This window comes from Alcanivorax sp. NBRC 102024, from assembly GCF_001602235.1.
In the GTDB taxonomy this organism is placed as follows: domain Bacteria; phylum Pseudomonadota; class Gammaproteobacteria; order Pseudomonadales; family Alcanivoracaceae; genus Alcanivorax.
Genome location: NZ_BDAS01000023.1, coordinates 1 through 6,497 on the forward strand (window position 1 = coordinate 1; position 6,497 = coordinate 6,497).

The 6,497-nt window shown below is 57.9% G+C and carries 6 protein-coding genes and 1 pseudogene; 2 read left to right on the forward strand and 5 right to left on the reverse strand.

Translation table 11 applies throughout. The features are described from left to right. The 4 genes from A0251_RS17480 to A0251_RS16985 form a co-directional block, all read right to left on the reverse strand. The coding region (locus tag A0251_RS17480; protein ID WP_156478317.1) for a hypothetical protein at window positions 1-344 on the reverse strand (344 nt) is incomplete at its 3' end. After that, window positions 337-1,017 carry a serine protease gene (locus A0251_RS16975; RefSeq protein ID WP_062818026.1) on the reverse strand — a complete coding sequence of 227 codons (681 nt, stop codon included), beginning with the start codon at window positions 1,015-1,017 and terminating at the stop codon, window positions 337-339. The genes A0251_RS17480 and A0251_RS16975, both read right to left, overlap by 8 nt. Window positions 1,018-1,422: 405 nt before the next feature. Then, the gene (locus A0251_RS16980) at window positions 1,423-2,955 is read right to left on the reverse strand and encodes a bifunctional GNAT family N-acetyltransferase/carbon-nitrogen hydrolase family protein (RefSeq protein WP_062818027.1); all 1,533 of its coding nucleotides are present in this window, start codon (window positions 2,953-2,955) and stop codon (window positions 1,423-1,425) included. Window positions 2,956-3,007: 52 nt separating this feature from the next. Beyond that, on the reverse strand, window positions 3,008-3,382 hold the full coding sequence (locus A0251_RS16985) for a hypothetical protein (RefSeq protein ID WP_062818028.1): 375 nt from the start codon (window positions 3,380-3,382) through the stop codon (window positions 3,008-3,010). Between the two features lie 33 nt (window positions 3,383-3,415). On the opposite strand from A0251_RS16985, the gene cobB reads away from it, so the two are divergent. Together cobB and A0251_RS16995 are read left to right on the forward strand one after the other, a co-directional pair. Further along, on the forward strand, window positions 3,416-4,126 hold the full coding sequence (gene cobB / locus A0251_RS16990; RefSeq protein WP_062818029.1) for a Sir2 family NAD+-dependent deacetylase: 711 nt from the start codon (window positions 3,416-3,418) through the stop codon (window positions 4,124-4,126). A 250-nt stretch (window positions 4,127-4,376) separates the two neighbouring features. Then, window positions 4,377-5,450 (forward strand): 3-deoxy-7-phosphoheptulonate synthase, encoded by a 1,074-nt coding sequence (locus A0251_RS16995; RefSeq protein WP_062818030.1) that lies wholly within the window; start codon window positions 4,377-4,379, stop codon window positions 5,448-5,450. Window positions 5,451-5,711: 261 nt separating this feature from the next. Here the strand turns inward: A0251_RS16995 and A0251_RS17565 are convergent. Further along, a pseudogene (locus A0251_RS17565) lies at window positions 5,712-6,497 on the reverse strand (hypothetical protein); the annotation flags it as partial.

Here is a 6,497-nt window from a genome sequence, read left to right on the forward strand (position 1 = left end):
CTCGAGGCCACAGCCGTGGCTAAAATAGTAATTATATTTTTTACCGTAATGCCAGCCTCTTTTCTCTCCTTAGAGTACTTTCTCGATGTGGTGCACAGGTAATCGAATAGCTCTCCTTTGATAGCGCCCCAGATACTTCCAGATGATGCATTTGGAGCAGATGTGGGAACTACCAACCCTGAATCTCTTTTTTCCCCGGTCAATGAAAGACCAATTTGGTCAAAGTCAGATTCATCCATGGTTTCGTTATTTATTGCGGCAATAATCTTACTTTTTTGATAGGCCGGCACTAATTCATTTGCAGCGTTTATAAAATCTTGCGGATCGAAAACTAGTTCAGACATTGAGGCCCTCACTTTTTATGAGGCTCAGTCCATAGCTAATTGTTGTCGCATAAGAAATTGTACTCTCAGTTCCCAAGGCATGATTTCCAATACGAATACCACCGCCATTGCCTGTCGGGCTAAACCTTCCACTGATAACGCCAATCACTTGATTAGTAGCGAGATCTACAAGGGGGCCGCCGCTGTTTCCCTCATGAACCATGGCATCTAGCTGAAATTGTCGGGTCCCACTTAGGGATATTACCTTTGAGCTAACGATGCTATGTGAAACTTTCAGCGTATGCAGCCCTGACTGCCCAAACGGGAACCCAAGGTAACCTACTGTAGAACCAACATGGATCTTGTTTTCATCCCCAAATAAGTTTGCAGAAACTGAAAGTGGAGGCGGATTATTAATCTTGAGCAACGCCATGTCATTTTCTGCATCAAACTGAGCAACTGAAACATCTATGACATTAACCCGATCCATAGTCATTCGATTGAACTCCTGGAGGGACTGCGGAGGTATGACGGCCAACTTGTCTGTCAAGTTGATTGTGTGCGCACAAGTGAGGATGTATCCCTTGCTGTGACACAAAAATCCACTTCCTACAAATTCCACGCCTTGGTCATCTTGACGCCTTACAATCATCATGCACCCACCACCATGGTGTTGAGCCATATTTTGAAACATTCCGATCTCCAGTGCTTAATTTGTAGTGCTAACAGGTATTAGAAAGCCCGCTCGAATATCCAATGAACGCGCCGGCTTCCTATCACATTTATCAAATTTATATACCGACCGATAAAAGCAGAAATCTCAACGGGTTACAACGGCGTCCTTTTCAGGCGGCTGTGATATGAGGAAGGCGTCGTTTTCTGATCAAGCGATGGGGAGCAGGTTTTCTTTCAGATGTTTGGGGAGGTTGTCTAGCGCGGATGCGCTTTTTTCGGTTTTTCGCGCCTCAAGCGGCGTATTCGCTTCGCTCACCCTCCGGGCCACACTACGTGCGTTACTTCGCTACGCTGCGTTCCTACAGTACGCATGGGGCATGGGGGCGAAGGCAGGCAGGGCCGGACGGCCCTGCCCTGTCAGGGGTCAGCCTTTGTTTTTCCAATCCAGACTATACAGATCGTGGCGGCGATCGCGCAGGTTGGTCACCGAGCCTTCCCGGTGCAGCAGTTTCAGTTTTTCCAGGTCCACATCTGCAAACATCAACATCTCGGTATTGGGCACCGATTCGCTGATGATGGCATCGTGGGGGAAGTAGAAGTCGCTGGGGGAAAACACCGAGGACTGGGCGTACTGGATGTCCACGGCGTCCACCCGTGGCAGGTTGCCCACGGAACCGGCGATGGCCACGTAGCATTCGTTTTCGATGGCGCGGGCCTGGGCGCAGTGGCGTACGCGCAGGTAGCCGTTTTTGGTGTCGGTCCAGAACGGGACGAAGAGGATGTCCATTTTTTCGTCGGCCAGGATACGACCCAGCTCGGGGAATTCCACGTCGTAGCAGATCAGGATGCCCACCCGGCCCGCATCGGTATCGAATACCTGCAACTTGTCGCCGCCCTGGATAACCCAGTCGCGCCGTTCGTGGGGGGTGATGTGGATCTTGTACTGGGATTCCACGGAGCCGTCGCGGCGCATCAGGTAGGCCACGTTGTAGACTTTTTCGTCTTCGATGACGGGCATGGAGCCGCCAACGATGTTGATGTTGTAGCTCACCGCCATGTCAGCCAGGGCATCACGCACTTCATCGGTAAAGCTGGCCAGGAAGCGCACCGCTTCCACGGAGTTCAGTTCCGGGCGCAGGCCCATGAGCGGTGCGCTGAAGAATTCCGGCAGCACGGCGAAGTCGGCGCGATAATCGGACAACGCATCAATGAAGAATTCCACCTGGTTGAGCAGGTCCTGCACATCGCGGGCGGCGCGCATACGGCGCTGTACCACCCCTACGCGCACCACGGTGCGGCGCGGCCATTCGGCGTCGTCGTCTTCCGGTTCGTAGAGGATGTTGTCCCATTCCAGCAGGGTGGCGTAGCCGTGGGAGTCTTCGTCTTCCGGCAGGTAGGCCTTCATCAGACGTTTCACGTCGAAGCCGTTGGAGAGCTGGAACGACAGGATGGGGTCGTAGATGGCGCGAGCTTCCACCTGCTCGATATATTCGGTGACCGGCATCTGGTCCGCATAGTTGGTGTAGCCGGGTAGCCGGCCACCGGCCAGGATGGCACGCAGGTTTTCCTCGCGGCACAGCTCCTTGCGGGCCTCATAAAGACGACGGCCCAGGCGATAGCCCCGGTATTCCTTGTCCACGAACACATCCAGGCCGTAGAGCGCATCGCCCTTCCTGTTGTGGGAGCGCACCTTGTCGTCGGTGATCAGGTCTTCATAGCGATGCGGGTTGGAGAAGCGGTCGTACTTGACCTTGATGGTCAGTGCGGTGGCCACCAGCTCGCCGTTGTCCTCGATCACCAGTTGCCCTTCCGGGAAGATACGGATCAGGGTCTTGATGGTCTCTTCCGGCCAGGCCCCACCGATGTCGTGGTACACCTGGTCCATGAGCAGCGCCAGCGCGGGGTAATCCTCTTCGGTGAGAGTGCGCAGACGCAGGCGAGTGGTTTCTTCTGCCATAACAGAACAGCTCCTTCAGTCACCGACAGCGGGCTTACCGATGCCGGAAAAATTATGCATTGAGTGGCGGAAAGGGAATCAGCCAGCTCATGTCCCGATTCTGCAACGCATGCATGCCGCTGGGATAGAGCGCCACGCCATCCGGGCGAATAAATATCACGCCACCGCCATTCAGGCCCACATAGCCGGATTGATGCTCACGGACAAACCCGCAGTCATCCTGCCAGTCCGGTTGCAGGGAGGCTGGAATGGTTTCATAGCCGATGACACCATTGGCCAGAGGGTCGTCGATGGCCACGCGGTCCCGGTACAGGCCCACGGCATCCTCGCCCACCAGCAGAACCATACCCTGGTGAAAGTGCAGCAGTGTGACATTGCCGCGCCGGGGCAAGTTGAGATTTTCCTGTTGGTCAATAATGGTATCCATGAAACAAATAATCCTGACTGATCGGACGGATAAATGGCTGAAAACATTGTAATACTTACCGGCGCGGGAATCTCGGCGGAATCCGGTATCAAGACCTTCCGCGCCGCCGACGGGCTGTGGGAAAACCATCGGGTGGAAGATGTGGCCACCCCGGAAGCGTTTCTGCGCGATGCCGCCCTGGTGCAGAATTTCTACAACAAGCGCCGTGAACAGCTGCTCAGCGCGGCGATCAAGCCCAATGCGGCCCACCAGGCCCTGGCAAAGCTGGAACAGGCCTTTCCCGCCGGCCAGGTACTGCTGGTCACCCAGAACATCGACAACCTGCACGAACGGGCCGGCAGTCGCAACCTGATCCATATGCACGGCGAGTTGCTCAAGGGCCGCTGCCAGTCCTCCGGCGGCCTGGTGGAGGTCACCGGCGAGCTGACGCCGACCCTGCCCTGCCCGCTCTGCGGCGCCAAGGGGTGCCTGCGCCCCCATGTGGTGTGGTTCGGGGAAATGCCCCTGGAAATGGAGCGCATCTACCAGGCCCTGGCCCGTTGCGACCGCTTTATCAGCATCGGCACCAGCGGCAATGTGTACCCGGCAGCGGGTTTTGTGGAAGAAGCCAACCGCCACGGGGCGCATACGGTGGAGCTGAACCTGGAGCCCTCCCAGCGGCTGACCGCCTTTGCCGAGCACAAGCATGGGCTGGCCACGGAGCTGGTGCCGGCGTATGTGGAGACGTTGATCGCCGGGTTGTGAGTCTGAATAAGCCGTTGGAGCCTTGCTCGCAAGGCGAACCTCTCGGGAAGTGCCCCAAACCCTTCGCCTTGCGAGCAAGGCTCCAACGGATTCGGAGGGGTGGCTGGCGGCGAAAGCGCCCGGCGCCATATTTCTATACCCCGCTGTTTCCGCTAGACTGCTGAACCTCTACAAAAGGAGTGTCAGCCAGAGCCGCCCGCCATAATACGGGGCCCGGGGCCTCCAGCAACGACAGGTAGTAAAGACCATCATGACCGATAAACAGGTAGACGATCTCAATATCGCCTCGCAGGAACTGCTGATCACCCCCAATGCGCTGAAGGAAGAGCTGCCGCTTTCCGACAATGCCCGCCAGACCGTGATCGAAGGCCGCGAGACGATTCGCAATATTCTCGACCGCAAGGACCACCGTCTGTTCGTGGTGATTGGCCCCTGCTCTATCCATGACACCAAGGCGGCCATGGAGTACGCACAGAAGCTGAAGGCCCTGGCCGAGGAAGTGAAGGACACCATCTACCTGGTGCTGCGCGTCTATTTTGAAAAGCCCCGTACCACCGTGGGCTGGAAGGGGCTGATCAACGACCCCTACATGAACGATTCCTTCAAGGTGCAGGACGGCCTGCACATTGCCCGCAAGCTGCTGCTGGATGTGGCCGAGCTGGGCCTGCCCTCTGCTACCGAGGCGCTGGACCCGACCACCCCGCAGTATCTGCAGGACCTGATTGCCTGGAACGCCATCGGCGCCCGCACCACCGAAAGCCAGACCCACCGGGAAATGTCCTCCGGTCTGTCCAGCCCGGTGGGCTTCAAGAACGGCACCGACGGCAGCCTGGATGTGGCGGTGAACGCCATGCTCAGCGTCAAGCACCCGCACCGTTTCCTGGGTATCGACCCGGAGGGCCGTGTGGCGCTGACCACCACCAAGGGCAACCAGTACGGCCACGTGGTACTGCGTGGCGGCGGCGGCAAGCCCAACTACGATTCCGTGTCTGTGGCCCTGGCCGAGCAGGCCCTGGAGAAAGCCGGTGTGTCCACCAACATCATGGTGGATTGCTCCCACTCCAACTCCAACAAGGACCCGAGCCTGCAGCCGCTGGTCATGGAGAACATTGCCAACCAGATTCTGGAAGGTAACCAGTCCATTGTTGGCTTGATGGTGGAATCGCATCTGAAGTTCGGTAACCAGAAGATTCCGGAAAAGCTGGAAGATCTGGAATACGGCGTGTCCATCACCGATGGCTGTATCGCCTGGGACACCACCGAGAAAGCCATTCGCGAGATGGCCGACAAGCTCCGCGACGTCTTGCCGAAGCGCAACAGCTGATCGCTGGCTGATACGGAAAAGCCGCCTTTATGGCGGCTTTTTTGTGTCCGGGTTTTGATCCATTGTAGGAGCGCCTCTCGAGGCGCGAATGACGTTAGAAGCGAGTAACGAGGTTCGCGTTTCGAAAAGCGTTTCGCTCCTCGTGACTCGTACCTCGAAACTTTACTCTTTCGCGCCTCGAGAGGCGCTCCTACAAGGAACGGACCATAAAAAAGCCCGGCGCGAAGGCCGGGCTTTTTCTGTTGCGTTACTGAGTGAGACTTAGAACAAGCCACCCAGCAGGTCTTCGAACAGATCCGTCAGGGCGTTGCCGGATTCCAGGGACAGGCCATCGCCGGTTTCCTGGTTCACCAGACAGGCCAGACCCAGGGTCAGCGACAGATTACCTTCATCGTTGAAGGCACTCAGCAGCGGACAACCGGGCAGCAGACCGATTTGTTCAGAGTTGAGCAGCTCGACTCGGTCCAGGGACTCGATAAAGCAGTCGGCCGGATCCACGGTACCGGTTCCGGACGTGTCCGGGCATACCTGGTCGGTGAGCGGGTTCGGCTCGGTCAGCGGGCCCAACAGCTCTTCCAGGGCAGCCAGGCCAGCGCCGGCTTCGCTCAGGCAGTCGGTGGGCGTGGTGGGACCCACACCACCGGCAGCGGTTTCCGGACAGAACTGCTCCAGCAACGGCGCCAGCGGGTTATCCCCACCGCCACCACCGGGCAGACCGCCACCGGCCGCTTCCATGAAGCAGGCCGCCGGGTCAATCGGTGCATTGGCAGAGGTTTCCGGGCACAGGGCTTCGGTCAGCGGGTTGGAACCCAGCAGCAGCTCTTCCACGTTGCCGAAGTTGTTACCGGCTTCGGTCAGACAGTCGATCGGCGTGGTCGGACCCAGATCCGCATCAGCGGTATTGGGGCAGAACTGCTCCAGTGCCGGCGCCAGCGGGTTGCCATCGGCACCCGGCAGGCCACCGCCGCCCGGGGCAAAGCCACCGGCAGCTTCTTCAAAGCAGGCAGCCGGATCAATCGGGCTGTTCGCGGCCGCTTCCGGGCACAG